Raw genomic sequence first — 26,092 nt, forward strand, 5'->3', positions numbered from 1 at the left:
CGTTGATGTTGTCCGGGCGGCCGGCGTGCAGAGCAACCTCGTACGCCGGCTGTCCCCACAAGCCGCCACTGGCGAGTGCGCCCGGACGCCTGCGTCACAGGCAACCCTCCCGCGCCCACCAGGCGCTGCCGTATGCGAACCACACCGCCGAACCGACGGCACACCTCCACAGCACCACCCCCGAAGACCCTCAACGCCCCCTGTCGGGCGCTTCGCCGGAGGCAACACCGTGAAGGAAATCCTGGACGCGATCCAGTCGCCGGAGTCCACCTCCGCCGACTTCGCCGCTCTGCCGCTCCCCGAGTCGTACCGCGCGATCACCGTGCACAAGGACGAGACGGAGATGTTCGCCGGGCTCAGCTCCCGGGACAAGGACCCCCGCAAGTCCCTGCACCTGGACGAGGTGCCGATCCCCGAACTCGGCCCGGGCGAGGCCCTGGTGGCCGTCATGGCCTCCTCGGTCAACTACAACTCCGTGTGGACCTCGATCTTCGAGCCGGTGTCCACCTTCGGGTTCCTGGAGCGCTACGGCCGCCTCAGCGAGCTCACCAAGCGCCATGACCTGCCGTACCACGTCATCGGCTCCGACCTCGCCGGCGTCGTGCTGCGCACCGGGCCCGGCGTGAACGCCTGGCACCCCGGCGACCAGGTCGTGGCGCACTGCCTCTCCGTCGAGCTGGAGAGCTCCGACGGCCACAACGACACGATGCTCGACCCCGAGCAGCGGATCTGGGGCTTCGAGACCAACTTCGGCGGCCTCGCCGAGATCGCGCTCGTCAAGTCCAACCAACTCATGCCCAAGCCACGGCACTTGAGCTGGGAGGAGGCCGCCGCGCCCGGTCTCGTCAACTCGACCGCGTACCGCCAGCTGGTCTCCCGCAACGGCGCCGGCATGAAGCAGGGCGACAACGTCCTGATCTGGGGCGCCAGCGGCGGGCTCGGCTCCTACGCGACGCAGTTCGCGCTCGCGGGCGGCGCCAACCCGATCTGCGTGGTGTCCAGCGAGCAGAAGGCGGACATCTGCCGGGCGATGGGCGCCGAGGCGATCATCGACCGCAGCGCCGAGGGCTACAAGTTCTGGAAGGACGAGCAGACCCAGGACCCGAAGGAGTGGAAGCGCCTCGGCAAGCGCATCCGCGAGCTCACCGGCGGCGAGGACGTGGACATCGTCTTCGAGCACCCGGGCCGCGAAACCTTCGGCGCGAGCGTGTACGTCACCCGCAAGGGCGGCACGATCGTGACCTGCGCCTCGACCTCGGGCTACAACCACGAGTACGACAACCGCTACCTGTGGATGTCGCTGAAGAAGATCGTGGGCTCGCACTTCGCCAACTACCGCGAGGCGTGGGAGGCCAACCGCCTGGTGGCCAAGGGCAAGATCCACCCGACGCTGTCCAAGGTGTACTCCCTGGAGGACACCGGGCAGGCTGCCTACGACGTGCACCGCAACCTCCACCAGGGCAAGGTCGGCGTGCTCGCGCTCGCCCCCCGCGAGGGCCTCGGCGTCAGCGACCCCGAGCTGCGCGCGCAGCACATCGACGCCATCAACCGCTTCCGCAACGTCTAGGCCCAGGACCATTCATGACAGAGCGCCAGAAGGATCGGCCGTGGCTCATGCGGACGTACGCCGGTCACTCGACCGCCGAGGCGTCCAACGAGCTCTACCGCAACAACCTGGCCAAGGGTCAGACGGGTCTGTCGGTCGCGTTCGACCTTCCGACGCAGACCGGATACGACCCCGACCACATCCTCGCCCGCGGCGAGGTCGGCCGGGTCGGGGTCCCGGTGTCCCATCTCGGCGACATGCGGCGGCTGTTCCAGGACATCCCGCTGGAGCAGATGAACACCTCGATGACGATCAACGCCACCGCGATGTGGCTGCTCGCCATGTACCAGGTGGTCGCCGAGGAGCAGGGCGCGGACATCACCAAGCTCCAGGGCACCACCCAGAACGACATCGTGAAGGAGTACCTCTCGCGCGGGACGCACGTCTTCCCGCCGGGTCCTTCGCTGCGGCTGACGACCGACATGATCTGCTACACCGTCAACAACATCCCCAAGTGGAACCCGATCAACATCTGCAGCTACCACCTGCAGGAGGCGGGAGCCACCCCGGTCCAGGAGATCGCGTACGCGATGTCCACCGCGATCGCCGTCCTCGACTCCGTGTTCGCGTCGGGGCAGATCCCCGAGGACCGCAAGGGCGATGTCGTGGCCCGCATCTCCTTCTTCGTGAACGCGGGCGTCCGCTTCATCGAGGAGATGTGCAAGATGCGCGCCTTCGGCCGCATCTGGGACAGGATCACGCGGGAGCGGTACGGGATCGAGGACGCCAAGCAGCGCCGCTTCCGTTACGGCGTCCAGGTCAACTCGCTCGGCCTGACCGAGGCCCAGCCGGAGAACAACGTCCAGCGGATCGTGCTCGAAATGCTGGCCGTCACGCTCTCGAAGGACGCCCGGGCCCGCGCGGTCCAACTCCCCGCCTGGAACGAGGCGTTGGGGCTCCCGCGCCCCTGGGACCAGCAGTGGTCGCTGCGCATCCAGCAGGTCCTGGCGCACGAGAGCGATCTCCTGGAGTACGAGGACATCTTCGCCGGGTCGCACGTCATCGAGGCCAAGGTGGACACCCTCGTCGAGGAGTGCCTCGCCGAGATCGACCGCATCCAGGAGATGGGCGGGGCGCTCGCCGCCGTCGAGTCGGGCTACCTCAAGTCGCAGCTCGTCTCCTCGCACGCCGAGCGCCGGGCCCGTATCGAGGCCGGCGAGGAGAAGATCGTCGGCGTCAACTGCTACGAGTCGACCGAGCCGAGCCCGCTCACCGCGGACCTGGACGGCGCGATCATGACGGTCGACCCGGCCGTCGAGGCCCGCGTCGTCGCCTCGCTGAAGAACTGGCGCGACACCCGCTACCAGCCGCCCTTCAACCACCCGCGGCCCTGCAAGGCCCTGGAGAAGCTGAAGGAGGCCGCCCAGGGCACCGGGAACCTCATGGAGGCGACCCTGGAGTGCGTGCGCTCCGGGGTCACCACCGGCGAGTGGTCCGAGGCGCTGCGCGAGGTGTTCGGCGAGTTCCGGGCGCCCACGGGCGTCTCCTCCGCGCCGGTCGCGGTCACCGCCGAGGAGGGCACGCCGCTGGCTCTGGTCCGCGAGAAGGTGGCGCGGACGGCCTCGGACCTGGGCTCCGGGCGGCTGCGCCTGCTGGTCGGCAAGCCGGGCCTCGACGGGCACTCCAACGGCGCCGAGCAGATCGCGGTGCGGGCGCGCGACGCCGGGTTCGAGGTGGTCTACCAGGGCATCCGGCTGACCCCCGAGCAGATCGTGAGCGCCGCCCTCGCCGAGGACGTGCACTGCGTCGGCCTGTCCATCCTGTCCGGCTCGCACGCCGAACTCGTCCCGGACGTCCTGGTACGTCTGCGCGAGGCGGGCGCGCCCGACATTCCGGTGATCGCCGGCGGGATCATTCCGCCCGCGGACGCCGAGGAGTTGCGCAAGGCGGGCGTTGCCGCCGTTTTCACCCCTAAGGACTTCGGTATCACGGAGATCATCGGCCGTATCGTCGACGAGATCCGGAAAGCGAACAAGCTCGACCCGTTGGAGGTCCCCGCATGAGCACCCCTGTCACCCCGGTCAACCGGCTCCGCCCGCGTCGCTCCTGCCTCGCGGTCCCCGGGTCGAACCCGCGCTTCCTGGAGAAGGCCCAGGGCCTCCCCGCCGACCAGGTCTTCCTCGACCTGGAGGACGCCTGCGCCCCGCTCGCCAAGCCCGAGGCGCGGCACACCATCGTCAAGTTCCTCAACGAGGGCGACTGGACGGGCAAGACGCGGGTCGTGCGCGTGAACGACTGGACGACCGAGTGGACGTACCGCGACGTCGTCACCGTCGTGGAGGGCGCCGGCCAGAACCTCGACTGCATCATGCTGCCGAAGGTGCAGACCGCCGACCAGGTCGTGGCCCTGGACCTGCTGCTCACCCAGATCGAGAAGACGATGGGCTTCGAAGTCGGCAAGATCGGCATCGAGGCGCAGATCGAGAACGCGCGCGGCCTGAACAACGTCAACGCGATCGCGGAGGCCTCGCCGCGCACCGAGACGATCATCTTCGGCCCGGCGGACTTCATGGCGTCCATCAACATGAAGTCGCTGGTCGTGGGCGAGCAGCCGCCCGGGTACGGCGCGGACGCGTACCACTACATCCTCATGAAGATCCTGATGGCCGCGCGCGCCAACGACCTCCAGGCGATCGACGGTCCCTACCTCCAGATCCGCAACGTGGACGGCTACCGCGAGGTCGCGCGGCGTGCCGCCGCCCTCGGCTTCGACGGCAAGTGGGTGCTGCACCCGGGCCAGGTCGAGGCGTCGAACGAGATCTTCTCGCCCTCGCAGGAGGACTTCGACCACGCCGAGATGATCCTCGACGCCTACGAGTGGTGCACCTCCGAGGCGGGCGGCAAAAAGGGCTCGGCGATGCTCGGCGACGAGATGATCGACGAGGCGAGCCGCAAGATGGCGCTGGTCATCTCCGGCAAGGGCCGGGCCGCCGGCATGAAGCGCACCACGAAGTTCGAAGCCCCGGAGGCGTAGGAATCATGCAGTTCGGCCGCACCTACGAAGAGTTCGAAGTCGGAGCCGTCTACAAGCACTGGCCCGGAAAGACGGTCACCGAGTACGACGACCACCTCTTCTGTCTGCTCACCATGAACCACCACCCGCTCCACATGGACACCAACTATGCGGAGAACACGACCGACTTCGGCAAGAACGTCGTCGTGGGCAACTACATCTATTCGCTCCTTCTCGGCATGAGCGTGCCGGACGTCTCGGGCAAGGCGATCGCCAACCTGGAGATCGAGTCGCTGCGGCACGTGGCGCCGACCTTCCACGGCGACACGATCTACGGCGAGACGACGGTCCTCGACAAGACCCCCTCGAAGTCGAAGAACGACCGCGGGATCGTCTACGTCGAGACCAAGGGCTACAAGCAGGACGGCACTCTGGTCTGCGTCTTCCGCCGCAAGGTGATGGTGCCGACCGAGACGTACATCAAGGAGCGCGGCGGCGAACAGCCCGGCCGCCCTGAGTTGCGGGAGAAGAACTAGCCATGGCCCGTCTCGCGCAGACCGCCGGTCTGACCGACGTCCAGCAGGAAATCCTGGCCACCGTGCGGGACTTCGTCGACAAGGAGATCATTCCGGTCGCGACCCAGCTGGAGCACAAGGACGAGTACCCGACGCAGATCGTCGAGGGGCTCAAGGAGTTGGGCCTGTTCGGCCTGATGATTCCCGAGGAGTACGGCGGCCTCGGGGAGTCGCTGCTCACCTACGCGCTGTGCGTCGAGGAGATAGCGCGTGGCTGGATGTCGGTGTCCGGCATCATCAACACGCACTTCATCGTCGCGTACATGCTCAAGCAGCACGGCACCCAGGAGCAGAAGGACACCTTCCTGCCGCGGATGGCGCTCGGCGAGGTGCGCGGTGCGTTCTCGATGTCGGAGCCGGCGCTCGGCTCGGATGTGTCGGCGATCACGTCGAAGGGCGTCAAGGACGGCGACGAGTACGTTCTGAACGGCCAGAAGATGTGGCTGACCAATGGCGGAACGTCATCACTGGTGGCCGTTCTGTGCCGGAGTGACGAAGGACACCCCGAAGGCACCGCGCCCCACAAGTCGATGACGACCTTCCTGGTGGAGAAGGAGCCGGGCTTCGGCGAGGTCCGCCCCGGCCTGACCATCCCCGGCAAGATCGACAAGATGGGCTACAAGGGCGTCGACACGACCGAACTGGTCATGGACGGACTGCGCATTCCGGCCAATCGGGTCCTCGGCGGGGTCACCGGCCGAGGGTTTTACCAAATGATGGACGGCGTCGAGGTCGGCCGCGTCAACGTGGCCGCCCGTGGCTGCGGAGTCGCTCAGCGTGCATTTGAGCTGGGTGTCTCATATGCCCAGCAAAGGCACACTTTCGGAAAGCCGATCGCCCAGCACCAGGCGATTCAGTTCAAGCTCGCCGAGATGGCTACCAAGGTCGAAGCCGCCCATGCGATGATGGTGAACGCAGCACGCAAAAAGGACTCCGGGGAACGAAACGACCTCGAAGCAGGGATGGCGAAGTACCTCGCCTCCGAGTACTGCAAGGAGGTGGTGGAAGACGCCTTCCGCATCCACGGCGGCTACGGCTTCTCCAAGGAGTACGAGATCGAGCGCCTGTACCGCGAGGCGCCGATGCTGCTCATCGGTGAAGGTACCGCCGAGATCCAGAAAATGATCATTGGCCGCCGACTTCTTGAGGAGTACCGGTTCCAGGGTTGATTGTCGCTTTTGGGTCGGTTTGGCCGCGAAGAACATCACACCCTGTCATCGTCTTCCGGCCGCCGACTCGGCTTCTGGCTTGCCCAGTTGCGGCTCGCAACCGATACCATCGCCGGTAAACCTGCCGCCGTCCCCTGTTGCCAGCGCGGCATCATCCGCTACGAAGGTCATCCATGCCCCACAGCCAAACCTCTGCACCACGCGACGGCTTCCTCAAGGGACGCCTTGCTCGCGGAGCATCGCCGTGGCTTCTGCCGACCGTCGCCACCGCAGCCCTCAGTCTGGCCCGCTCGCGCCGTTCCAAGGGCGCCGCGATCGTGGCCGTGCCCACCACCGCCCTGGCGGCGGGCATGCTGTGGTTCTTCCGCGACCCCGAGCGTGAGATCACGCAGGGGCGGGTCATCTCCCCCGCCGACGGTGTGGTGCAGAGCATCATGCCGTGGAAGGACGGACGTACCCGCGTCGCGATCTTCATGAGCCCGTTGAACGTCCACGTCAACCGCGCGCCCCTCGCGGGCACGGTGACTTCGGTGGAGCACATCCCCGGTGGCTTCGTCCCGGCGTTCAACAAGGAGAGCGAGAACAACGAGCGCGTTGTCTGGCACTTCGACACCGAGCTCGGCGACATCGAGATGGTGCAGATCGCCGGCGCGGTCGCGCGGCGCATCGTGCCGTACGTCCCCCAGGGCACCAAGGTGGAGCAGGGCGAACGCATCGGCCTGATCCGCTTCGGCTCGCGGGTCGACATCTACCTCCCCGAGGGTGTCGAGGTCGCGGTCGAGGTCGGGCAGGCCACCACGGCGGGGGTGACTCGAATTGACCGTGATTGATCCCGAGACGCAGGCCGGCTGGGTCCCCGAGGCGGAGTCCGAGGACGACGTCGAGGAGATGCCGCTGTCACTGCGCCTGTCGATAGCGGACACCCTCACTCTCGGCAACGCCACGTGCGGATTCATGGCGGTGTACTTCACCACCACGGGCATCCTCATCCCGCACCTCTCCGGCAGCCAGGAGACGGGCATGGCGCGGCACTCCGCCGCGACCGCCGTGATCCTGATGCTGCTCGCGGCGATCTTCGACCTCTGTGACGGTCTGGTCGCCCGCAAGCTGCGCAGCTCCCCGATGGGTGCCGAGCTGGACAACCTGTCGGACCTGATCAGCTTCGGGCTCGCCCCGGCCTACTTCGTGCTCGTGTACGGAATGGTCGCGGACGACGCCCACCAGCGGGTCGCCGCGGTCGCCGCGATCACGGTGCTGCTCGCCGTGGTGCTGAGACTCGCGCGCTTCTCGTGCGTGACGATGAAGGACGGCATGTTCCAGGGCATGCCGAGCCCCTTCGGCGCCCTGACGGTCGTCTCGATCGTCCTGCTGGAGCTGCCGTTCGTCCCGACGCTGCTCGCCGTGATAGGAGTCGCCTGGCTGATGGTGAGCCGGGTCGAGTACCCCAAGCCGCGGGGCATCCTCGCGGTGGCGATGCTCAGCTGGATCATCGGTGCGATGGGTCTGCTCGCGGCGTGGGCGTTCGACGCTCCGGGCGGTCAGATGCTGCTCCAGACCGGCTGTGCGCTGCAGATCGTCCTGGCCGCCACGATCCCCCTCTTCGCGACGGCCCGCCGGGTGAACACCTTCCGCGACAACCGCCGCGAGGCGCGTGCGGCCCAGCTGCCGTAGTTCCTCACGGTGCTTGAAAAGGGGCCCCGGGTTCTTGAACCCGGGGCCCCTTTTCGTATGCCCTTCCGCGTGCCTGCGGGGTGATGGTTGCTCGGTTGCGGGCGGCTGGTGGTGCTTGCGCAGTTCCCCGCGCCCCTAGGAGGCCTCGGTTCGCCTGCGGGCCGTGGTCGCTTCTCGCGCAGTTCCCCGCGCCCCTGGCAGGACCGGTGCGGGCCCACATGGGTCAGTGCGCGTTCTCCGTCGGCCGCAGGTTCTTGGGGATTTTCGCCCAGGCCAGGACGGCGGCGGCCAGTGGCAGGGCCGCGGCGAGCAGGAACGTCGGGGTCATGCCCGAGGTGAACGCGCCCGAGGCCTGCTCCAGGAGCAGCGCCCCGGCCGGTCCGCCGATCTCCGCGGCCACATGGGCCGCCTCGCCGACCGAGTCCCGTACGGAAGCGGTGGCGGCCCCGTCCAGGGCGAGCTCCGGCAGATGCGCCCGGTACAGCGCCGCCGCGACGCTGCCCAGGATGGCGACGCCCATGGCCGCGCCCAGCTCGTAGCAGGTCTCCTCGACGGCGGCCGCCCCGCTGACGTGCTCCTTCGGGGTGGAGGCCATCAAGGTCACCGACGCGGCCGTGGTCGCGACGCCGACACCGCAGCCCAGCACGCCGAGCGCCACGGCGATTCCGGGGTAGGCCAGCGGCCCGGACTGCTGGAACAGCCACGGCAGCGCCAGGCCCGCGGTCATCAGGAGCAGCCCGCCGCCGATCACGTGCCGGATCGGCAGCCGGTGCATCAGGACCGGGGTCACCAGCGAGGTGACGACCAGGCCGAGCGGCGCCGGCAGCAGCCGGACACCGGCCTCCAGCGGGCTGTAGCCCTGTCCGTACTGGAACCACTGGGTGACCAGGAACAGCGCCGAGCCGAGCGCGATCATCCCGAGGAAGATCGATGCGGCGGCGATGCTGAACGAGCGGCTGGTGAACAGCCTCACGTGGAGCAGCGGCTGGGGCAGCCGCAGCTGACGGCGGACGAAAATCGTCAGCGCCACGGCGGCCACCACGAGCAGCGTCCACGCGACGGGGTCGGTGGGACCGCCCTTGCCGAGCTGCTTGATGCCGCCGGCCAGGGCGAGCATGCCGACGATGGACTGGCCCACGCCCCACCAGTCCCAGCGGCCCTCGCGCGGCTGCCGGGACTCGGGCAGCATCCAGGCGCCGAACGCGATGATCACCAGGGCTACGGGGATGTTGATCAGGAACGCGGACTGCCAGCCGTTCTGCTCGACGAGCAGCCCGCCGACCACCGGCCCGAGCGCCATGCCGCCACCGAAGACGGCGGCCCACACGGCATAGGCGAGGGCACGTTCGCGGGCGTCGGTGAAGACGTCGCGCAGGATCGACAGGGTCGACGGCATGATCGCCGCGCCTCCGACGCCGAGCAGCGCCCGGGCGGCGATGACCTGCCAGGCCTCGGTCGCGAAGACCGCCATCAGCGAGGCGACCGCGAAGATCGCGAACCCGGCGAGCAACAGCCGCTTGCGCCCCCAGCGGTCGCCGAGCGCACCGGCCGTCACGAGCAGTCCGGAGAGCGCGAGCGCATAGACGTCGATGATCCATAGCTGCTGTACGGAGCTGGGCTGCAGGTCGCTGACCAGCGAGGGGAAGGCGACGTTGAGAATGGTGGTGTCCATGGCGATCAGCAGCAGGCTGCCGGAAAGGATCGCGAGGACGAGCCAGCGCCGAGGGTCGAGGGGCGGCGTCATGAAACACTCCAGTATCGAATGAGACACCAGTGTCTCATATGGGATGGGGGTGTGCACCCGCATGCGCCGGCCATGGATCCAGGGAACGACAGAACGGCCCCTGCCGCGATCTCGCGACGGGGGCCGTTCTCGTACGACGGGCTACAGCAGGAAGTCGCCCGCGATGTTCTGGGCGACCCGCTCCAGGAGCGGGCCCGCGTTGGCGATGCACTGGGCCGGGTCCGGCTCCAGCTCGGTCAGCGGGTAGGCGCGGCGGATGCCCGCCTCGCCGAGCTGCCCCGGCTGGAGCAGGAGGCGGCCGCACACCGCGACGACCTCGACGCCGGCCGCACGCGCCGCCGCGGCGACGCCCGCCGGGGCCTTGCCGTGCAGGGTCTGCTCGTCGAGCGAGCCCTCGCCGGTGATCACCAGGGTGGCCCGGGCCAGCGCGGGCGCGAAGCCCAGCACGTCGAGCATGACCTCGATGCCGGGCCGGAACGCGGCGCCGAGCGCGACCAGCGCTCCGTAGCCGATGCCGCCGGCCGCACCGGCGCCCGGGGCGAGCGCGGCCTCCGCGGCCTTCGCGCCGAGCACGCCTTCGAGGACCTTGGCGTAGTGGGCCAGGGCCGCGTCCAGGGTCGCCACATCCTCGGGCGATGCGCCCTTCTGCGGGCCGTAGACCGCGGGGGCACCCTTGGGGCCGGTCAGCGGGTTGTCGACATCGCTGGCGAGGACGAGTTCCACGTCCTCGAAGCGGGCGTCGAGGCCCGAGAAGTCGGCCGTCGCGAGGCCCGCGAGCGCGCCGCCGCCGGGGCCGACGGGCTCGCCCGCGGCGTCCAGGAAGCGGGCGCCGAGCGCGGCCAGCATGCCGGCGCCGCCGTCGGTCGTCGCGCTGCCGCCGACACCGAACACGATGGTCCGCGCACCCGCGTCGAGGGCCGCGAGCAGCAGCTCGCCGGAGCCGTACGTGGTGGCGGTGAGCGCCGCGAAGACGCCCTCGGGAAGGTGCTGGAGCCCGGAGGCCTCCGCCATCTCGACCACGGCGACACCGTCGCGTACCGCGTACGCGGCGGTCACCGGGGTGCCGACGGGGCCGGTGACCCGCACCTCGCGGCGCTCGAATCCGGCCGCCACCGCGGCCGCCACCGTGCCGTCGCCGCCGTCGGCGACCGGCAGGGTCTCCACCCGCAGATCCGGGACGACCCGCCGCAGCCCGGCCGTCACCCGCTCAGCGACCTGTACGGCCGTGAGCGAGCCCTTGAACTTGTCCGCCGCCACGAGTACGCGGGCGGTCTCCAAAACTGCGCCGTCCGTCACCTTGCTATCCCTTGCTTTCGAACAGGCAGTCGCGCCGCTTCAGACCCTATCCGCCCGGCGCGCACCTGCCCATAGCTGCCAGGGTCCACCGACGGCGCGCCACCCCACAAAATGCGTACATTTCGTACCATAGTGGGCCAACATGACGATGGATTCGATCGATCATTCCGGCTCCGGCACCCCGCCGGGCGGTTCTCCCCCGGCTCCCGGCCCCTCCCCCGACCACACCGTGATCACGATCGGCGTGCTCGCGGTGGTGGCTGTGGTCGGCTGGGCTGCTCTCGGCAAGAGCTCGTTCGACAGCGCCTCCTCGACGGCGCTGGCCTGGGTCCTGAACAACTTCGCCTGGCTCTTCGTGGTCGCCGCCGACGTCTTCCTGGTGCTGTGCGTGGTCCTCGCGATCAGCCGGTACGGACGGATCAGGCTGGGCGCCGACGACTCCGAGCCGGAGTTCACCAACCTGGCCTGGATCGCGATGATGTTCAGCGCCGGCATGGGCATCGGCCTCATGTTCTACGGGGTCGGCGAACCGCTCACCCATTTCCTGAGCCCGCCCCCGGCGACCGGTGCTCAGCCCGGCTCGGGTGATGCCGCGCGCACCGCCCTGGAGTACTCCTTCTTCCACTGGACGCTCACCCCCTGGGCGATCTACGGCATCGCGGGGCTCGCACTGGCCTACGCGGGGTTCCGCAAGGAGCGCGGCAACCGGCTGTCCTCCGCGTTCGTACCGCTCATCGGCGAACGCCGGGCGGACGGCCGGCCCGGCAAGTGCATCGATCTGCTCGCCGTCTTCGCGACCGTCTTCGGCACCGCGACGAGCCTCGGCCTCGGCGCGCTCCAGGTGGCCGAGGGCCTGGACATCACGTCGGACATCAACAACTCGCAGACCACCCAACTCGTCATCATCGCCTCGCTGTCGGCGGCATTCGTACTCTCCGCCTTCTCGGGCCTGCACAAGGGCGTGAAGTGGCTGTCCACGATCAACATCGTGCTCGCCGCGGTACTGATGGTCTTCGTCTTCCTGCTCGGCCCGACCGTCTACATCCTCGACACCATCCCGGCCTCGATCGGCGGCTATCTGCACGACCTGCTCCCGATGGCCAGCCGCACCGGCGCCTTCACCGACCGGGCGTGGCTCGGCGCCTGGACGGTCTTCTACTGGGCCTGGTGGCTGTCGTGGGCGCCGTTCGTCGGCACCTTCATCGCCCGGATCTCCCGCGGTCGTACGATCCGCGAGTTCCTCATCGGGGTGCTGCTCGTGCCCAGCGGCGCGACGGTGATCTGGTTCTGCGTCATGGGCGGCACGGCGATCCGGCTCGCTTCCACCGACGCGGCCGACCTCGCCGGCGCGGTGAAGGACGGCGCCGAGGCCTCGCTCTTCGCGATGCTGGACGCGCTGCCGATCGGCACGGTCACCTCGTACATCGCGATGGCCCTGGTCATGACGTACTTCATCACCAGCGCGGACTCGGCATCGCTCGTGATGGGCTCGCTCACCAGCCGGGGCTCGCTGCACCCGCCGACCTGGCTCGTGGTGATGTGGGGCGTGCTGATGGCGGCGGTCGCGGCGGTCCTGCTCGTCGCGGGCGGCCTCAAGTCCCTCCAGACGGCGACGATCCTGGTCGCGCTCCCCTTCGTCCTGGTGATGCTGGGCCTGTGCTGGTCCCTGGTGAAGGAGCTGCGCGAGGACCCGGGCGCGGGGCCGTCCCGCCACGGCGCCCTGCACGGTCTGGGCGACGCGGTACGGGCGATGGTCGGCGACGCGATCACCGAGCAGGGCGCCGCCCGGCACTACCGACTGCGCCGGGCCGCCAAGTCCCGTACGGGTGAAGACAGTTCGGCCCCGCCGCAGGTCTAGCGGGGGCGGGGCCAATACGGCGAGGCACCCCCTGAGCACGGCCCCCTACCCTGGCGACCATGAGCACCGACAACGCCACAGCCCCCGACAACGACTACGCCGCCTACATCGCGGGACTCCCCCGCGTACTCGCCGGAGCCGCCGCGCTGTTCCTGGACGCCGGGAACCGGGTGCTGCTCGTCGAGCCCAACTACCGCGAGGGCTGGGCGCTGCCCGGCGGCACCGTGGAGTCCGACACCGACGAGACCCCGCGCGGGGCGGCCCGCCGCGAGACCCTCGAAGAGATCGGCCTCGACGTGGAGCTGGGCCGCCTGCTCGCGGTGGACTGGGTGCACGGCAAGGCACGCCCGCCGATCGTGGCGTACGTCTACGACGGCGGGGTGCTCGCCGAGGACCGCCTGCGGTCGATCCAGCTCCAGGAGGAGGAACTCCTCTCCTGGCGCCTGGTCCCCCGCGAAGACCTCCCCGCCCACCTGCCCGGCGCCCTGGGCCACCGCGTACTGGCCGCGCTGGACGTCCTGTTGGAGGGGCGGGGGACGGTGGAGCTGGAGAACGGTCACCGGGTGGGGTGAGCGGCCGGCGAGCACCGGGTGCGGGACCTGGCTCACATGGCCGGGCCGGGGCCGGGTGCGATGAGCCCGGCATCCGTGACCTGTCGGGACCCACGAGAGCGCGTCACGAACAGCCGGTCCTGGCTGATGCGCCGGGACAGCGCCCTCAAGGCCGAGCCGAACGCCGCGCACCGCGCGGTCGCCGCGTTCGAGAAGTCCGGCGTGCCGGTGCGGGTGATCACGCAGAACGTCGACGGGCTGCAACAGCGCGCGGGCTTCCCGGAGCGCAAGATCCTCGAACTCCACGGCGCCGCGAGAGCGGTGACCTGCACCCGCTGCCACGCACGGTCCTCGATGGACGAGGCGCTGGCGCGGGTGACGGCGGGCGAGCCGGATCCGCCGTGCACGGTCTGCGGGGGCATCCTCAAGTCGGCCACGATCATGTTCGGCGAACGGCTCGACCCCGAGGTGCTGTCCCAGGCGATGGCAATCGCCTGGGCCTGCCAGGTCTTCATCGCGGTCGGCACGACGCTCCAGGTCCAGCCCGCCGCCTCGCTCGCGGGGATCGCGGCGGACGGGGGCGCCCGGCTGATCATCGTGAACGCCGGTCCGACCCCGTACGACGCGCTCGCCGACGAGGTCGTAAGGGAACCGATCGGCACGGCCCTGCCGCGGCTCCTCGGCACGCTGGGGCGGCCGGGCCCGGACGGCCCGTAGTCGAAGGGCCGACCGGCGGAGCGCTCAGTCGGCGGAAGTGGCGTTCCGGTCGTAGGTGTCGAAGTCGGCGTTCTCGAAGTCGGTGCGTTGGCCGTCCTGGAACGCCCAGATGTTCGTCTGGGTCTCGATCACCCAGCGCAGGAAGGTGTTCAGTGCCCTCATGGAGACGAGCAGCTGGAAATAGAGGGCCGCGTAGTGCCCCTTGGTGGCGGTGAGCCAGGTGTTGAAGGCGGGCCGCTGCCCCGGTGTGAGGCGGTTCTGTTCAATCTTCCTCACCGCGTCCGGGTCGAACATCTTCGCTTCGAGAAGCGTGCCCCACTCCGGCGTGGCCACATTCAGTTCGCCGCCTATGGCCCATCCGGCGGTCCCGCACTCCTGGGCCTTTCTGGTCAGTGCACGGGAGAAGTTGCCGAACGTTTCCGCGTTGGCGTCCGGGCCCGCCACCGAGTCCTCCGCCAACGTCGCGATGAACGGGCTGTGAGGTACGTCTCCGGACGGATGTCCAGCGTTCCCGGCGGTCACGGCAAGCTCCTGCAGAAGGGCACAACTGTCTTTGAAATCATCGAGATTACGGGTGAACTTCGCCCAGAGCAGCGGGGTCTTCCTGATTACCTTCCTTGACGTCGTCGTCGATTTCCGCACCGACGTCCCTCGCCCGCTGCTTGAGCGCAGTACCGATCGTCGCCGCAGTGTTGTCAAGGGCGTTGAACACATGGTCGCCCTGCGCGTGACCGCCGCCGCTCACGCGCTGAATGGCGGTGGCACCGCCGTGGGTGTGCTTCGGGGTCTCGGCCCTCTGCACCTGGGGGGCGGCCCCGGACATGGCGCGCGTCGCGTTGGCCTCGGCTTCCCTCTCGAAGCGGTCCGCGGGGTCGGAGACCTTCAGCCCGCTGCCGTTGTCGGTGCCCGCGACGGGGCCTTGCCGTTGCTGGATCACATGAGTGAGCTCGTGGGCGAGGGTGTGTCTGTCCGCGCCGCCGTCACCGATGACGACATGGCTGCCGGACGTGTAGGCGCGGGCGCCGACCTCCGCCGCCGAGGCCCTGGCCGCGGCATCGGTGTGGATGCGTACATCGGAGAAGTCGGCGCCGAGCCGCGACTCCATGTCGCTGCGGGTCGCCTCGTCCAGGGCCCTGCCCGGCGTGCCGAGGACGTCCTGCACCGCGGAACGCTGCACCGCGGCCCCACTCGTGTGACCACAGCCCGCGCCGTGCTGATGCCGCTCCTCGGCACCGGCGTGCCCGGACCGGCGGAGCAGATGCACGACCGCCCCGTTCCCGGCGCTGCCTTGCAGAGCGAGGAGAAGGCGGGACGGCGCCGGTTCACCCCGGCGGGGTGAGGCGCCGGGCGGCGTGCGGAGCTCCGCCGCGTTGCGTGCGGTGCCGCTGTCTTGGACGTGCATGAGGTCTCGCTCTCGGGCGGGGACGGACGTTCCCCTGTGTAGCCCGCCCGAGGAGGCGGGGCAAGGTACGCAAGGGCAAGCTACGCGCGCCTACTGGAAGTTCGTCAGGTCCGTGAATCCCTTGGACAGGCCCAGTTTGCGGATGACCTCCGTGAGGAACTCGTGGTTCTTCGGGTACATGGACACCATGCAACTCGCCAGGAGAGACGCATGGTTCAACTCTCCTACGGGCGTGTTCTTCGGCACTGTGACGGTGAATACACCGGCGCCGTCCCGCTTCCAGGTGATGCCGCCCTCGCCGGTCACGTCTATCGTCGCCGGCCCGGCGAGGGATCCCATGACGGGAGAGATGAATCCGGCGATTTTTCCGAGCTTCTTGATTCCTTCCCGGGCGTCCGCCTCTTCCTTCATCCCAACATTCCTGCGAACTGCGTTGACGTAGCCGAGAGTTGGCACGGTGATGCCCTTGTAGCGGGCCGAATCCTGGCCCTCCTTTCCACCTTGCTCCGCCTGCTCCAGCAATCGGTGGGCATCGGAGACCACTTGCAGAGCGATACCGAGGGACTGGCGGATCGCCCCCTGCTGCTCCTGCGTGAGCCCTTCGCCGAAGCGGTCCTGGATCTGATGCCCTGCGCCCGCCGTCGTCTGGCCTTCGACCACGCCCAGGGCGTACCACACATAACTGTCCGGGTTCTGCAGGGCGCCCTTCGTGGAGAGGCCGTCGATCAGGCGGGACGCCTTGTAGGCGACGTCGGGAGTTCCCAGTGAGGCGTGCACCGCCTCGTGGACCAAGGTGTTGCGGCGCGTCGTCTCGTCCACCTCGTGGAAGTGCGTCGTCGCGGTGATGGTCTGCCCCACGGCGTGCGCGATGATGCTCGTCTTCTCCCCGGCCACGTAGAGGTCCTTCACCGCCAACGGGTCGTTCTCATCGGCGGTGTTCGCCTCGTCGAGCCGGGCGAGGACCCGCTGGAAGTTCTCCTTCACCTGCCCGGCCTCGGCATCCGGGCCGAACACCGACTTCAGGAAGCCGTCGTCCGTGATCTTCGGCAGTGCCGCCGACACCAGGGCGCGGCCACCGTCCACGGCCTTCTGGATGGCCGCACGGCGCATCCGGCGATCCTGGGCCGTGGCGCCCTCCGAGTCCTTCGCTTCCTTGCGCGCGCCTTCGGGCTCCGGGCTGCTGCTCCGTTCCCGCTTGTCCGCGGTGCGCTGGACGACCGCGCCGCCGAGCCCCTCGTTCCCCGCAGAACGCTGCACTTCCTCGCCACTGGTGTGACCACAGCCCGCGCTGTGCTGATGCCGCTCCTCGGCACCGGCGTGCCCGGTACGGTGGCGGAGCATCTGCACGACGGCGGCGTTGCCCGCAACGCTCTGGAGGGCTAGCAGGCCCGCCCCAACTCCTGTGCCCGGAGCCCGGTTTACGCCGGGAGCGCGCTCGGGCTCCTTGCCGTGGGGATGCTGGGCCTGCTGGTGGGAGCGCATGGGGACCTTTCACGGGCGGTGGAATCCGGAACCCTGCGAACAGAGCCCGGCCCGTCGCCCGGGCAGCGGGCCCGGTCCGCGCAGGGACACCCGATGCTTCCGGGTCCCGCCAACGCTTCCCTAACTTCCTTCCGGCCGGGCGTTAGTGGCGCCCCGAAGGGGCGCGGGGAACCTGCGCGACCGGTCACCACAGACCCTTGGCCGACGGACACCGATGTCCGCGGGGCGCTCAGAACAGCGCGTCCTCCGCCTCGCCGCGTTCGAAGGACAGCAGCCGCTGCTTGCGGTCGAGGCCGCCGCCGTAGCCGGTGAGGCTGCCGTTCGCGCCGATCACCCGGTGGCAGGGGACGATGATGCCGACAGGGTTCTTGCCGTTGGCGAGGCCCACCGCGCGGGAGGCGTTCGGGTTGCCGAGGGCCTCGGCAAGCTCTCCGTAGGAGCGGGTCTCTCCGTACGGGATCTGCTGGAGCTGGTGCCAGACGCGCTGCTGGAACGGCGTGCCCTGGAGGTTCAGGTCCAGTTGGAACTCGGTCAGTTCGGATGCGAAGTACGCCGCCAGTTGGCGGATGGCTTCCGGGAACGGGCCGCCCTCGTCCCGCTCGCCGAAGGTTTCCTGCGGGGGTCGGTGGCGCTGGCCCTCCATGTAGAGGTGGCTCAGGACGCCGTCCGTGGCGACCAGGGTGAGCGGGCCGTAGGGGCTGTCGATGACCGTGTGGGTGATGTGCACGACTGAACTCCCTTATGCGGGAAGGTGGTTGATGGCGTGGTCTTCCGTCGCCCAGAGGTACTGGACGGCGTAGGCCCGCCAGGGTCGCCAGGCGGCGGCGCGCGCGGTGAGGGCGGCGGGAGTGGAGGGCAGGCCCAGGTTCTGGGCCGCGCGGCGCATGCCGAGGTCGGTGGGCAGGAAGGCGTCCGGGTCGCCGAGGGCGCGCATCGCGATCGCCTCGACGGTCCAGGGGCCGAAGCCGGGGAGCTCCATGAGCTGGGCCCGGGCCAGGTCCCAGTCGCTGTCGATGCCGAGTCTGAGGGTGCCGTCGGCGAGGGCGGCCACGAGGGTGGTGAGCGTTGTGCGGCGGCTGCGCGGCAGGGCCAGCGTCTCCGGGTCGATCTCCGCGAGCTGGGCCGGCGTCGGGAAGAGGTGGGTGAGGCCGCCCGTCGGGTCGTCGACGGCCTGGCCGTGTGCGACGACGAGACGGGCCGCGTGGGTGCGGGCGGCGGCCGTCGACACCTGCTGCCCGAGCACGGCCCGCACCGCGAATTCCGCGGCGTCGACCGTACGCGGCACCCGGCGCCCCGGCGCCTTGTCGACCAGCGGCGCGAGCAGCGGATCCGTGCGCAGGCGGTCGTCCACGGCGACGGGGTCGGCGTCCAGGTCGAGCATCCAGCGGCAGCGGCTGATGGCGATGGTGAGGTCGCGCAGATCGGTCAGGTGCAGCACGCATCCGATGTGCTCGGGCTGCGGGGTGAGCTCCGCGATGCCGTGCCCGTACGGCAGGGACAGCGTGCGGCGGAACGAGCCGTCGCGCCACTCCTCGACGCCGGGCACGCCCGTCGCGGCGAGGTGGCCGAAGAGGTTGTCCGGGGTCAGCGGGGCACGGAAGGGCAGCCGCAGGGTGATCGCGCCCGGCGTCTGGCGGGCGATGCCGCGCACGGCGCGGGCCCGCAGCTCTGTCGGGGCCAGGGCGAACACCTCGCGGACGGTGTCGTTGAAGGTGCGGATCGAGGAGAACCCGGCGGCGAAGGCGACCTCGGCCATGGGCAGCGGGGTCGTCTCGATGAGCAGCCGCGCGGTCTGGGCACGCTGGGCACGGGCCAGGGCGAACGGGCCCGCGCCGAGCTCGGCGAGCAGCTGGCGCTCGATCTGGCGGGCGCTGTAGCCGAGCCGGGCCGCGAGGCCGGGGACCCCTTCGCGGTCGACGACTCCGTCCCTGATGAGGCGCATGGCGCGGGCGACGGTGTCGGCGCGGGCGTTCCACTGGGGCGAGCCGGGCGTGGTGTCGGGGCGGCACCGCTTGCAGGCCCGGAATCCGGCCTGCTGGCAGGCGGCCGCGCTCGGGTAGAAGGTCATGTTCTCGACCTTCGGCGGCACGACCGGGCAGCTCGGCCGGCAGTAGATGCGGGTGGTCAGGACGGCCGTGAAGAACCAGCCGTCGAAGCGCGCGTCCTTGGACTGGACGGCGCGTACGCAGCGCTCGGTGTCGGTGTGCATCGGGGCGGGAGCGACGGTGGGCATGCGTCAAGCATCGGGCACGGCCCCCGCCCCGGCTGGCGAAAATCCGACATCGACCTCGCGGGGCCAGGGGCGGGGAAGCCCCCAGGTTCTCCGCGCCGCTGGATCAGATGCGGTCGGCGGCGATCAGCAGGTAGTGGAAGCTGCCCTCGCGGTACGCCGTCAGGAACGGGTCCTCGACGCCGGTGGCCAGGGAGGACTGGGCCCGCAGCTCCCAGTACGGGATCGCGTCGGCGGTGAGGTCGACGACGTTGATCGGGACGAGACCGCTGGCGGCCATCGCCTTGAAGTAGGCGCTGCGGGGGTGGATGTTGCAGGTGTAGTGCTCGTCGATGCGGCTGACCGCCTTGGAACGGCCGCCGGTGACGTCGTTGTAGCAGCCCGTGATGACGACGTAGCGGCCGCCGAAGGCCAGCTGGCGGGCGTGCTCGGAGAAGAGCTCGAAGAGATCCACGTACATGGTGGACTCGTTGTTCCAGATCCCCTGGAAGGCGCCGGTCGGGAAGCCGGTGTCGAGCATGTTGCCGAAGTGGTAGCGCACCTTGTCGTCCACGCCGCGCTTGCGGGCCTGGCCGTTGGCGAAGTCGACCTGGGACTGGGAGATGGACACGCCGTCGACCTCGCAGCCGAAGCGTGCGTTGGCCATGATGCTGGTGCCGCCCCGGCCGCATCCGGCGTCCAGGAGGCGCTGGCCGGGGGCTACGGGGCCGAGGTGGTCGAGGAGGACGTCGGCCTGGGCCGACTCCAGCCGGTGCAGCTCCTCGACGATGCGAGCGTCACGGGTCTCCTCCGGACCCTCCAGGACGGAGGGGTCGTAGTCGCCGAGCCCGTAGTGGTGGTGGTAGAGGCCGTCGACATCGCCCAGGCGCAGGTTGACCGGGTCCTGCTCGTTGTTCCAGTACTCGGCGACGGCCTTCTGGTAGGCGGTGCGCAGCACGCCGACGGGGGCAGGGGTGGTGGTCATGGGGGCTCCTTGCTTGGGTGCGGGCGTACCGCGGAGGGGGTGACAAGACTTGGGTGACCGCGGGGGCGGTGACAGGGCTGAGGGGTGGGCTCAGGCGTCGTTGTAGCGGAGGCTGCCGCTGTGCCATGCGCGGTTGCCGCCGAGCCAGGCCCACACCCCCGCGAGGAAGTGGCGCAGCTGGGGCGATCCGGTGACGGCGAGGGCCGCGGCCTCGGTCTCGTAGGTGCGCACCAGCTCGTCGTGGATCTCCACGCTCCGCTCCACCGCCTCGGCCGGCGAGCACCGCTCTTCCTCGGCGATCACGGTGGGCAGGTTGAACTCCACGCCCGAGGACTGGTGTTCCTTGGTCATCGAGTACAGGTCGTTGACGAGCGTGCCGGCCGTACCGGCCATCGTCACGGCGCGGCGGACCCGGGGATCGGCGTACTCGGAGGCCGTCAGCGGATGGCCGCTCACCACGTCGACCAGGGCGATGCACGGCAGGAAACTGTTGATCTGTCGGTGTGCCAGATATTCGCGGACGGTGGGCATGTGGCCCCGGGAGCGCCAGGAGCCCTCCTGCCCGTAGCCGACGAACAGGACGGCGACCTCGTGCCGGAGCCGGGCCAGCTGGGCGGAGTCCGCATACCTGGCCAGGTCATGGAGCGCCGAGCGCAGGGCGACCCGTACGGGGTCGGCGCCCATGTCCGCATCCCACGCGGACGCATAACGGGCCGGGAGGTGGGCGGGGTCGAGGGCCGCGTGGGCGAGACCGAGGTGCGAGCCGAGGAGTTCGGGCCGGGACCCCATGGTCTCGTCGTCGCAGTAGTAGTCGTCCGTGGCCCACTCCGCCAGCGCGCACCGGGCCGCGGCGAGGAGCCGGTCCGGGTCGTCGGTGTCGGGGTGGGCCAGCATCATGAGCCGCCCGAAGTCCGCCGCGCGTACGCGGTCGAGCCGTCCGGCGTAGAGCCCGGCCTCCTCGGCCCAGCTCACCAGGCGGTCGTTCACCTCCTGGCCGAGCGCCGGGTCGTCCCGGATCGCGGGCGGGCAGTAGAGCTCCAGGACACCGGTGCCGCGCGCCTCCGCACTGTTGGCGGCCGCCCTTCCCGCCGCGATGCGGGCTGCGGAGGTGCCGAGGCCCGTCGGCCCGGTGGGTATCGCGGTGCCCGCCGGACGCGGGGCGGTTCCGGGCAGCACCTTCGGAGCGGCGGGGAGGGCGCCCTGGCGGTGGCCGAGGAGCGTGGCCACGAGTCGCGCCGTGTGGTGGCGGGCCGTGGGTGCGGTCATCCGGGACAGCTGTGACACGGGTTCTGCTCTCCGTTCGCGCTGGTCGACGTCTTCGTCAGGACGGCTGACGCCTTCTCAGTACGGACTGACGCTGCGTCAGGACGGCCTGTCGTCAGGACGGGCCGGGACGGGCTGCCGTCAGGACGGGCTGTGGAAGACCTCGACGTTTTCGAGGACGCCCAGTGCGTCGGGCACGAGGACCGCGGCCGAGTAGTAGGTGCTGACCAGGTAGGAGATCAGGGCCTGGTCGTTGATGCCCATGAACCGCACGTTGAGGCCCGGCTCGTACTCGTCGGGGATCCCGGTCTGGCGCAGGCCGACCACCCCTTCCTCGGCCTCGCCCAGGCGCATCGCGAGGATGGCGGAGGTTCCCTCGTCGGAGACGGGGATCTTGCCGCAGGGCAGGATCGGCACGCCCCGCCAGGCGGGAACGGCGTGGCCGCCCATGTCGGCGCTGTCGAACGAGAGGCCCCGCTTGTTGCATTCGCGGGCGAACGCGGAGATGGCGCGGGGGTGCGCGAAGAAGGCCTTGGTGCCGCGCCGCATGCTCAGCAGCTCGTCCATGTCGTCCGGGGTGGGCGGGCCGGAGTGGGTGGAGATGCGCTGGCTGTGGTCGGCGTTGTGCAGCAGCCCGAACTCGGGGTTGTTGACCAGCTCCGACTCCTGGCGCTCGCGCAGCGCCTCGATGGTCAGCCGCAGTTGCTGCTCGACCTGGTCCATCGGGTCGTTGTAGAGGTCGGCGACCCGGCTGTGCACCCGCAGGACGGTCTGGGCCACGCTCAACTCGTACTCGCGGGGCGCCAGTTCGTAGTCCACGAAGGTTCCCGGAAGGACCGGCTCACCGGTGTGGCCGGAGGCGAGGGCTATGTTCGCCTCGCCCTTCTTGTTCTGCGGCCTCGCCTTTTCGTCCTGGCGCCGGCGGACGTGGTCCCGCAACTGCTCGTTCCGGCCGGCCACTTCCTCGTACGCGGCCCGGGGCAGGGCCAGCACCGTGCACGACGTCATCGCGCGTGCCGTGAACTCCCACTCCCCCGGCTCCTCGGCCACCGCCTGCCCGCCGAAGAACCGGCCGTCGGACAGCACGCCTCGCCGGGTCTCCTCGCCGTACGGTCCGGTGCCGGCCTTCTCCACCTTGCCGTGCACGATCAGATAGACGTGGTCGACGGCCCCGCCCTGCTCGGCGATGACCTGGCCGGGGCCGTACTGCTGCTGCCGGCACCGATCCGCGAGCGCGCGCAGCGCCTCGTCGTCGTCGAAGCCGCGCAGCAGCGGCAGTTCGCCCAGCTCAGCGGGGACGACCCTGACCACGGTGCCCTCCTGGACGAAGGTGACCCGGCCGTCGCCGACCTCGTACACCAGGCGCCGGTTGACCCGGTACGCGCCGCCCTTCACCTCCACCCAGGGCAGCATGCGCAGCAGCCACCGGGAGCTGATGCCCTGCATCTGCGGGACGGTCTTGGTGGTGGTCGCCAGGTTCCGCGCGGCGGCGATCCCCAGGCTGAGCTGTGCCCGGCCCGTCGGCTGCTCGGGCTGTGGCCGGTACGCAGCGGTCGACATCCTGGTCCCTTCCGTCGGGGCGCATGCGCCAAAGAAGGAGCCCACGGATTCACCCGATCGGGTGGCGAGAGGCTCCTGCCGGGCAAGTGAACCAGCGGGTAATGATGTTGGTCGAAATGGCTGACGACCTGTCGACGCATTTCCGCCACCGGGGCGGCAGGGCTTCCGCGGCCCACCTCGGCGCCCCGCGCCCGGACGGCAGCGATCAACTCGACCGGGATACAACGACATACGGCGCTTTGATCAAGCCGATTCGTGGAGACGCGACAGCGGCGGTCTCCACGAAACCGGTCGGCGAGGTGGCCGATATCGCGCGCTCGGGCTCATGGCTCGACTTGCCATGTGGCCCTCGGCCCGGCCCACCCACGGGCGAGTTGGACGGCTATGTCCTCAGCTGCCCAGGACCTGCGCAAACGCCTGGTACGCCGTCTCGTCGAACAGCACGAAACGGATCTCGCGCAGCGGTGCGCCACCGTGCTCGCGGGCGACGCGGATCGCGATCTCGGCCCCGTTGCCGATCGGCCAGCCGTAGATGCCCGTCGAGATCGCCGGGAAGGCGATGGTCGCGGCGCCCAGCTCCTTCGCGAGCTTGAGGGACTGCTCGTAGCAGGAGGCGAGCAGCGCGCTCCGGTCCTCGGCCTTCGACCAGACCGGGCCCACGGTGTGTGTTCACCCAGCCTTCGTTGCCCACCCGAACTCCCGGAAATCAGCAGGTCAAAGCCACAGGGCAGGCGGGTAATCCACACCGTCGACGCCCCCGTTCCCCAGCGGGGACCAGAGAAGCCGAGCGCCTACGCCCAGACCGGCATCCCCGTCTATCTCCTCATCGACCGGAACACCTGCGAAACCCTCGTCTACACCGAACCTGACGGCGACACAGCGCCGAGCCGCCGCCCCTCACCGACTTCGTCCGTTGACGTTGCCGTCAACTACTGCCGTCAAACACCCAAGGAGCCCCGCCGGAACAATTCCGGCGGGGCTCCTTGGATTACTGATGCGCCTACTTCGCGAGGCCGATGCTCCGCTGACTGCGCCACACTGAGGCAAATTCCAGGGTCAACGGCTCAACACCCACTGCCCCTGACACGAAGGCCGCCCACCAGAGCTCTTCGCAGGGAATATGAGCCTCACCCTTCGTGTCCACCCAGACGCATACTTTCCCATTCTCATCAACGGTTACATCCCACCAGGACCACGCCCGAAGATCCGGGTCGAAGCAATAGATCCAGTCCCCCGAACTCCATGGGCGATCGTCCCTAACCTCCAGATACCTGCGCTTCCCTTCACTCCCAATTGAATCTTCCGGAACATCCCCAACTGATCCGCTAGAAAGCTCCAGAAACCAAGACGGAAGCGCATCCTCCGAAACGTCATCGCCCTCAAAATCGGCCAACCTGGAGATCTCAACGGCTTCAGCGATCAAGCGCCTAAGTCGCTGGGCGTACTTAACCCCATCCGCTACGGGCGTGACCACCAGCAGCCCAAGCAGACTGATCGGGTCCTCCGTGGGGCGCTCGCTCAAGCGGCGCCCCTCACTTGCAAGTTCGTAACGACTCATCAAATCCGCCCTACCCAATGATCCGACCTGATCCTGGAATGATGGCATCCATTAGCCCAGGGATGTGGTGATCGCGAAGACCGAACAGCCCAGATTCATCAGACTGATCTGGAGCCATTTTAAGGGCTCGATTCCATTCCCGCTTCGTTCCCGGCCAGCCGCGCGGCATGCGCTGAGGCAGGGAGGCCTCTGAAAGCTGCCGAACAAAGGGTGCCGGGACATCAAAGGCGACCAGTTGATCACCCTTAAATCCGAGCGAATGGCCAATATCGCCAGTCATATTGAGGTACAGCGATCCAGATCCGGAGTGTGAGACATTTCCGTCCGCATCGACAGACAGCCTCTGAGTTTCAGGAATCGACGTGTCCTGCTTCCGATAGACCGTCGTGACGTCAGTCTCACCGCAATTGTGGACCAAGATCGGTGTGGCGCCTGCTAGCACATAGTACGTGTGGATGTGGTCGACGGTGAGGTTGTAGGTGGTAACGGCACGGTGGTAGTTGCGTACGTTGACGACCGTGGTGAGGGTGCCGTCGGGCTGGCGCAGTTGTTCGCCCGGTTTCAGGTCGGCGGCGTCGACCCATTGCTTGCCGGTGGCGTCCCAGTACGGGTGGTGCTGGGTGGAGGTGATCGTCTGGTCGCCGGTGGTGGTGTGGACCTTGGTGTCGGTGAAGTCCTTGTCGGTCAGGGTGACTTCGACGTGGGTGACCTTCTCCGGCTTGGTGGTGTTGGTCAGCGGGTCCGTGGCCTGGACGGTGTCGCCGACCTTGACCTGGTCGATCGGGATGGCCGCGCCACTGGCGAGGAGCACCGTCGTCGGGGCGGGGAAGCTGTCGCATCCGGGGGACGACGCGGGTTCCTGCTTGCCGGCGGCGCCTCCCTCGCTCTTGGCGGCTGCCGCGGCGGCCTCGCCTTCGCCTCCTGCCTTGCCGGCGCCGCCCTTTGCTGCCTTGGCCACCTTGGCGGCGCCGGCCACGACTGCAGCTCCGACGCCCAGCACGGATAGTGCTTCGGCGCCTGCCCCGACGGCGGCTCCTGCGACCGCTGCGGTCACCCCGAGTTCTGCGCCTGCGGTGAAGCCCGATGCGGCTGCGACCAGTACGCCTGCGCAGGCTCCTGCTGTTGCGGCGATGCATCCGACGACGACGGAGACGACGACCACGGTGACCGCGATCTCCACGACGTGGTCGGCGGCCCAGTCGACGGCCTTCTGCCACCAGTGGTGGTGCTTCTTCGGCTTCGGCTTGCTGACGTACGTCGGCTTCGGCTTCGGCTTGTCATCGGTGGTGGCCCGGTTGCCGTCGGTGTTGGCCGTGCCGTCGGTGTTCCAGTCGTCGGGGTAGCAGGCGGCGCCGCCCTCGCCGCACATCTGCATCAGGCCGGTCGGGTCGCTGCTGGTGACAGGGGTGTTGTTCGAGTAGGCGTAGCCGTTGACGGACTGCGGGTTGGTGGGGTCGAGGACCGGGTCGACGGAGACACCTCGGAGCCCCACC

The 26,092-nt window shown here is 69.3% G+C and carries 22 protein-coding genes and 2 pseudogenes; 11 read left to right on the plus strand and 13 right to left on the minus strand.

From position 1 onward, the window contains the following. Positions 1-229: 229 nt before the first annotated feature. From ccrA to pssA, 7 genes are all read left to right on the plus strand, one after another. Positions 230-1,567 (plus strand): crotonyl-CoA carboxylase/reductase, encoded by a 1,338-nt coding sequence (gene ccrA / locus ACSHXC_RS07270; RefSeq protein WP_438290781.1) that lies wholly within the window; start codon positions 230-232, stop codon positions 1,565-1,567. Between the two features lie 14 nt (positions 1,568-1,581). After that, complete coding sequence (locus ACSHXC_RS07275) at positions 1,582-3,609, plus strand: protein meaA (protein WP_438290782.1); 2,028 nt, start codon at positions 1,582-1,584, stop codon at positions 3,607-3,609. Next, positions 3,606-4,580 carry an HpcH/HpaI aldolase/citrate lyase family protein gene (locus ACSHXC_RS07280; protein WP_438290783.1) on the plus strand — a complete coding sequence of 325 codons (975 nt, stop codon included), beginning with the start codon at positions 3,606-3,608 and terminating at the stop codon, positions 4,578-4,580. Before ACSHXC_RS07275 ends, ACSHXC_RS07280 begins: the two co-directional genes overlap by 4 nt. A 5-nt stretch (positions 4,581-4,585) precedes the next feature. Further along, a complete protein-coding gene (locus tag ACSHXC_RS07285) occupies positions 4,586-5,095 on the plus strand; it encodes a MaoC family dehydratase (RefSeq protein WP_189963304.1) in 510 nt (169 codons plus the stop codon). 2 nt (positions 5,096-5,097) lie between these two features. After that, positions 5,098-6,303, plus strand: a complete 1,206-nt coding sequence (locus tag ACSHXC_RS07290) for an acyl-CoA dehydrogenase family protein (RefSeq protein WP_053730140.1) — start codon at positions 5,098-5,100, stop codon at positions 6,301-6,303. A 173-nt stretch (positions 6,304-6,476) separates the two neighbouring features. Further along, positions 6,477-7,133: a phosphatidylserine decarboxylase gene (locus ACSHXC_RS07295; RefSeq protein WP_189963308.1), complete on the plus strand. Its 657-nt coding sequence runs from the start codon at positions 6,477-6,479 to the stop codon at positions 7,131-7,133. Then, positions 7,120-7,974: a CDP-diacylglycerol--serine O-phosphatidyltransferase gene (pssA, locus tag ACSHXC_RS07300; RefSeq protein WP_189389371.1), complete on the plus strand. Its 855-nt coding sequence runs from the start codon at positions 7,120-7,122 to the stop codon at positions 7,972-7,974. Before ACSHXC_RS07295 ends, pssA begins: the two co-directional genes overlap by 14 nt. A gap of 223 nt (positions 7,975-8,197) precedes the next feature. Here the strand turns inward: pssA and ACSHXC_RS07305 are convergent, their stop codons facing one another. Beyond that, a complete protein-coding gene (locus tag ACSHXC_RS07305) occupies positions 8,198-9,718 on the minus strand; it encodes an MFS transporter (RefSeq protein WP_438290784.1) in 1,521 nt (506 codons plus the stop codon). 141 nt (positions 9,719-9,859) lie between these two features. Next, positions 9,860-11,014 (minus strand): glycerate kinase, encoded by a 1,155-nt coding sequence (locus tag ACSHXC_RS07310; RefSeq protein ID WP_438290785.1) that lies wholly within the window; start codon positions 11,012-11,014, stop codon positions 9,860-9,862. 142 nt (positions 11,015-11,156) lie between these two features. Between ACSHXC_RS07310 and ACSHXC_RS07315 the strand changes: the two genes are divergently transcribed. The 3 genes from ACSHXC_RS07315 to ACSHXC_RS07325 are packed head-to-tail and all read left to right on the plus strand — an operon-like array spanning position 11,157 to position 14,140. Continuing rightward, complete coding sequence (locus ACSHXC_RS07315; protein WP_438290786.1) at positions 11,157-12,872, plus strand: BCCT family transporter; 1,716 nt, start codon at positions 11,157-11,159, stop codon at positions 12,870-12,872. 59 nt (positions 12,873-12,931) lie between these two features. Next, complete coding sequence (locus ACSHXC_RS07320) at positions 12,932-13,444, plus strand: NUDIX domain-containing protein (RefSeq protein ID WP_438290787.1); 513 nt, start codon at positions 12,932-12,934, stop codon at positions 13,442-13,444. A gap of 36 nt (positions 13,445-13,480) precedes the next feature. Continuing rightward, on the plus strand, positions 13,481-14,140 hold the full coding sequence (locus ACSHXC_RS07325) for an SIR2 family NAD-dependent protein deacylase (RefSeq protein ID WP_438290788.1): 660 nt from the start codon (positions 13,481-13,483) through the stop codon (positions 14,138-14,140). A gap of 24 nt (positions 14,141-14,164) precedes the next feature. Here ACSHXC_RS07325 and ACSHXC_RS07330 read toward each other — a convergent pair whose 3' ends face one another. From ACSHXC_RS07330 to ACSHXC_RS07370, 9 genes and pseudogenes are all read right to left on the minus strand, one after another. Then, complete coding sequence (locus ACSHXC_RS07330) at positions 14,165-14,662, minus strand: hypothetical protein (protein WP_438290789.1); 498 nt, start codon at positions 14,660-14,662, stop codon at positions 14,165-14,167. 46 nt (positions 14,663-14,708) lie between these two features. Beyond that, the gene (locus ACSHXC_RS07335; protein ID WP_438290790.1) at positions 14,709-15,542 is read right to left on the minus strand and encodes an eCIS core domain-containing protein; all 834 of its coding nucleotides are present in this window, start codon (positions 15,540-15,542) and stop codon (positions 14,709-14,711) included. A 90-nt stretch (positions 15,543-15,632) separates the two neighbouring features. Next, positions 15,633-17,024, minus strand: coding sequence for a hypothetical protein (locus ACSHXC_RS07340; RefSeq protein ID WP_438290791.1), 1,392 nt, complete (start codon positions 17,022-17,024; stop codon positions 15,633-15,635). A gap of 229 nt (positions 17,025-17,253) precedes the next feature. Then, positions 17,254-17,751: a methylated-DNA--[protein]-cysteine S-methyltransferase gene (locus tag ACSHXC_RS07345; protein ID WP_438290792.1), complete on the minus strand. Its 498-nt coding sequence runs from the start codon at positions 17,749-17,751 to the stop codon at positions 17,254-17,256. A gap of 12 nt (positions 17,752-17,763) precedes the next feature. After that, on the minus strand, positions 17,764-19,233 hold the full coding sequence (locus ACSHXC_RS07350; RefSeq protein ID WP_438296475.1) for an AlkA N-terminal domain-containing protein: 1,470 nt from the start codon (positions 19,231-19,233) through the stop codon (positions 17,764-17,766). Positions 19,234-19,360: 127 nt separating this feature from the next. Then, positions 19,361-20,218, minus strand: a complete 858-nt coding sequence (locus ACSHXC_RS07355) for a geranyl diphosphate 2-C-methyltransferase (RefSeq protein ID WP_438290793.1) — start codon at positions 20,216-20,218, stop codon at positions 19,361-19,363. Between the two features lie 90 nt (positions 20,219-20,308). Beyond that, the gene (locus tag ACSHXC_RS07360; RefSeq protein WP_438290794.1) at positions 20,309-21,502 is read right to left on the minus strand and encodes a family 2 encapsulin nanocompartment cargo protein terpene cyclase; all 1,194 of its coding nucleotides are present in this window, start codon (positions 21,500-21,502) and stop codon (positions 20,309-20,311) included. A 120-nt stretch (positions 21,503-21,622) separates the two neighbouring features. Further along, positions 21,623-23,041, minus strand: a complete 1,419-nt coding sequence (locus ACSHXC_RS07365) for a family 2B encapsulin nanocompartment shell protein (protein WP_438290795.1) — start codon at positions 23,039-23,041, stop codon at positions 21,623-21,625. A 390-nt stretch (positions 23,042-23,431) separates the two neighbouring features. Beyond that, positions 23,432-23,707, minus strand: a pseudogene (locus tag ACSHXC_RS07370) (macro domain-containing protein); the annotation flags it as partial. A gap of 111 nt (positions 23,708-23,818) precedes the next feature. On the opposite strand from ACSHXC_RS07370, the pseudogene ACSHXC_RS07375 reads away from it, so the two are divergent. Next, positions 23,819-23,914: pseudogene (locus ACSHXC_RS07375) on the plus strand (Uma2 family endonuclease); the annotation flags it as partial. A gap of 127 nt (positions 23,915-24,041) precedes the next feature. On the opposite strand, the gene ACSHXC_RS07380 reads toward ACSHXC_RS07375, so the two are convergent. Together ACSHXC_RS07380 and ACSHXC_RS07385 are read right to left on the minus strand one after the other, a co-directional pair. Further along, positions 24,042-24,563 carry a hypothetical protein gene (locus ACSHXC_RS07380; protein ID WP_438297101.1) on the minus strand — a complete coding sequence of 174 codons (522 nt, stop codon included), beginning with the start codon at positions 24,561-24,563 and terminating at the stop codon, positions 24,042-24,044. 46 nt (positions 24,564-24,609) lie between these two features. After that, positions 24,610-26,091 carry a polymorphic toxin-type HINT domain-containing protein gene (locus ACSHXC_RS07385; RefSeq protein WP_438290796.1) on the minus strand — a complete coding sequence of 494 codons (1,482 nt, stop codon included), beginning with the start codon at positions 26,089-26,091 and terminating at the stop codon, positions 24,610-24,612. Between the last annotated feature and the right edge of the window lies 1 nt (position 26,092).

Origin of the sequence: Streptomyces sp. HUAS TT7 (assembly GCF_051550175.1) — a bacterium.
Taxonomy (GTDB): Bacteria; Actinomycetota; Actinomycetes; order Streptomycetales; family Streptomycetaceae; genus Streptomyces.